3 protein-coding genes are annotated in these 3,771 nt (G+C 34.7%); all 3 read right to left on the bottom strand.

Going from position 1 to position 3,771, the window contains the following annotated elements; genetic code table 11:
• The coding region (locus VNZ46_RS02505; protein WP_325558491.1) for a hypothetical protein at positions 1–182 on the bottom strand (182 nt) is incomplete at its 3' end.
• Positions 157–498 (bottom strand): DUF4133 domain-containing protein, encoded by a 342-nt coding sequence (locus VNZ46_RS02510; protein WP_325558492.1) that lies wholly within the window; start codon positions 496–498, stop codon positions 157–159. The genes VNZ46_RS02510 and VNZ46_RS02505, both read right to left, overlap by 26 nt.
• A gap of 26 nt (positions 499–524) precedes the next feature.
• Positions 525–3,771: helicase-related protein (locus tag VNZ46_RS02515; protein WP_325558493.1), on the bottom strand; the 3,247-nt coding region annotated here is incomplete at its 5' end.

Below are 3,771 nucleotides of genomic sequence, written 5' to 3' on the forward strand. Positions count from 1 at the left end.
TTTTTAGTCTTCTCATCGATATATAACATATAGGTCGAGCCAATCTTGTCCATTTCTTTAAATGAAATCCGATTCTGTTCATTCATTTCCTGTCTGAACTCTCCTTTTGTCCTATCAAGGATATAGGATATACCACGCAGATTGGCTTTATCCTCTTTATTTTCCACTTCCATGATTTTCATTCTTTAAGTTTATAAACCCTCTTCTACTATTTGATTTCACTAATTTGGGTACACTTCTTTTGGCCATCATTTTCATCATTCCATGTTCTCCATATTTATTACTCAATTCATAAATTTTGTAAACCAAACCAGCACCGGCGGCTAATACAATAACCAGGCAGATATATTGACTTACACCAACGATATACAGTATGGCAAACAAGACAAGCAAAATGAGCATTCCACCACCTAAGTACCATATATATTGAGCTTTTAAACCTTTAAACTCAATACTTTTGTTAATTCCTTTATTGATTACATATACACTATTTGCCATAATTCTCCTTTCTTTTAGTATAAGTTTTAGGCCCTTATCCTTATTTGTTTAAATCTTTTCTCCTTAGAAATACTTTCATCTTTCAAAGCATTTACAGTTTTCCTTAAACTATCTATATGAATAATCTCAGGTTTTAGTAACATAGAGAAGGATGTCGGAACGACAGAAAGCTTAGCCATAGAATGATCATCAAATCCAACTGCACTCAATTCCATTTGCTTAGCTTGTATATTCACTGAAATCTCCAATTCCAATTTCGAAAGAGATGTTTTTAATTCTTGAAGTTCCTTCTCCTTTTCAAAAGGTTTATTAAGCAAGGTCTCCAGATTTGGTATGTTTTCTTGCAGCTCAGCAAGAGTTTTTTTATTTTTAACCATCAGATAATCAATCTTATCAATTGCATTTAAGAAATATCGCGCTGCTAGTTTAGGGTGCTCTAGATTGGGATATCCGGAATTCAAATTATATTTGATATCTCCTCCAGGACGCTGCGCATATAATAGATTGACAAATTGAAAAACTGTACGGCCATTCTCATAATCCATCTTTGCCTTTCTTTGAATGATCAAGTCAAAACCATATAATGTTCCAATTTTGGCCAGTGACTCTTTTTCTTGTCCTTCTTTCCAATGTCCAGACTGTATAATAAGATAATTACCTATTTGCTCAGGATCCGCCGACTTAAATCCAGTAAGTTGAATGGGATTTAATTTAGTGCCATCTTTATCAAACTGTAAAGCGCCTTTATATAATTTGCCATCTAAATCTAGTTCTTCCAATAGCTTAGAGGTTTTTACGAAAAGGGATTTCATTTCATCTAAATCAAACTTGGTCTTATACACTTCTCTAAAATGGGCACTTTTCAAGCTCTCGATTGCCAAAATTTTCTTTTCCACTTTAGATTTTTCCAATAGAGTTGTATCTCCCGATAAAATGGCGATATACTCAGAAAAATTCATTCCATTCTTTTCATCAATCGAACCTTCATCAATACTCCTTACACTGAGTTCAGAATTCTTCATTTGACTAATGAAAATCAATTTATTTCTTAAGAGATTAAACTTATAATTATCTAGAGATCGCTCAGTTGCATAGATAAAATTGAACACTTTATTTCCATTATGGAGTTTTGCAGCCCAATTACCCTGTCTTGCCCCTCTGCCAAACCGTTGTTCAAGTTCAGAGGGTTTCCAAGGAATATCCATATGATGGAGTGCAACAACCCTTTCCTGAACATTTAATCCAGTCCCAGCCTTTTCAGTACTTCCGATGAGAATACGTATCTCACCATTGTTCATTTTAGTAAATAGTTCGGGCTTTTTCTTTGCCGACCAATCATGAACAAAAGTGATTTCATGAGGAGGAATGTTGAAATTTTCTATAAGTTTTTGCTTTAATTCATCATATAAATTAAATCCAGGTTTTGGAGTGCCTAAATCAGAGAAGATAATTTGTGTACCTTTATAATCATTGCTTTGTTGGTAGATTTCGGCAACCTTTCGTGCACATATATTTACCTTGTTATCCGGATGATCCTCATAACTTTCATCAATTAGACGCATATCCGTAGCCATTTTTTTGGCATAATTCGTTGCTATAAGCATTCTACCCTTATCTTCTTCTTTGGTTAGCGATGCCCTTCCTATTAGCTGTGCATTCCCCGATCTTGCAAATGCCATCAAATTTTTAGTAAACTCGATTTGGTCTGGAGTGGGTTTGATATTTACTAAAATCTCTTTCAGCTCAGGCTTATCTAGTTGAATATGCTTAGCCGTTTTGTAATCCGTTACTTCGTTATAAGATAATGCCAATTCCGGAAGCTTAATAAAATTTCGGAAACGTTCTTTTGAAATAATTTCATTGGTTACAGAAAACTCAAAATCCGAAGTCTTTCTAGCAAAAACAGCAGCCCAACCATCAAAATTTTCAATTGCTTGTCTTTCTAATTCTCTTGGCGTTAGATATTTGAAGAGAAGATATAGCTCCGTTAAACTGTTTGAAATAGGAGTACCCGAAAGAAACGTAAAGCAAAGATCGGAATCAAACTTTTTTTGCAAAGTCCGCACAGCAAACAACATATTCAACGCTTTCTGGCTGCCTGTAATATTTCCGAGCCCAGAAACCCGCTCATGCCTCGTGGTAAAGGTTAGGTTTTTAAACTTATGAGATTCATCTACAAAAAGATGATCAATGCCCATGTCAATAAAATTAATTCCCAAATCCTTTTTACCTTCAATAGCATCAGTAATCTCTTTTAATTTGTTCATCAGGTTAAGCTTCCTCACCTCCATTCCTCTTAACAACCTTTTATCAATATCTCTCCCCATGTCTTTCAAAGTTTTTAGATCCTGCTTTATATTGTGAATCTCACTTTTATAAATGGATTGCATGATCTCAGGCGATTGAGGAATTTTTCCGAATTGATCATGGGTAAGAATAATACAATCCCAATTGTTATTAGTAATCTCATTAAAAATTCTTTTACGTTTAGCCGGGGTAAGATCCTCTTGTCCAGGAGCCAATAAACGAGCATTAGGATACGCCTTTCTGTAGGTATCTGCAATTTGTTCTACATTTGCTTTAAGAGCTATAATCATAGGCTTGTTTACTATGCCTAGGCGTTTCATTTCCATAGAAGCAACAATCATAGTTAGTGTTTTTCCAAGTCCAACTTCGTGATCTATAAGTGCACCTCTATTTTGAACGATGCGCCATACCGAGTTCTTTTGCGAACTATATAAATCTTGAATACCTAAAGATTTATAATCCAATTTTGGAAATTTCTGATGGTCTCCATTGTATTCCCGCAGCACATAACAGTTAAAAAGCTTATTATAATAAGTTTCCAAAAAAGCTTTTTCTTTCTCCGGTAACTCCTTTAAATAGGTGATAAACTTCCCTCTAATATTTTCTATCTTTTGGTGTGCCAGTTGAATTGCATCATTATCCGGTTTTCTACTTGTAGAACCATCTACATTCTTGACTTCATAAGTGTATAAAGGGCTCGTATTTTCTATAGCATGCTCAAACAATGTATTTCCATAAGTTTTTCTACCACTTTTAGGAGTTACAGAAAATTCACTGCTCGTTTTGACATTTTGCCCTTCGTAGCTTACCTTGAAGGCATCGACAGATCGGAAATATTTAACATTTGTATCTTTTTCAAAAAGGGATGTAGCAAACTCTGAATAGTAGCGCGATGGTATCCATCGCTCACCCAAGTTAAAATCCAAAAGTTCAAATGGAATGATTTCAGGTTGAATTTTTTGAATG

Origin of the sequence: Pedobacter sp., assembly GCF_035566355.1 — a bacterium.
In the GTDB taxonomy this organism is placed as follows: domain Bacteria; phylum Bacteroidota; class Bacteroidia; order Sphingobacteriales; family Sphingobacteriaceae; genus Pedobacter.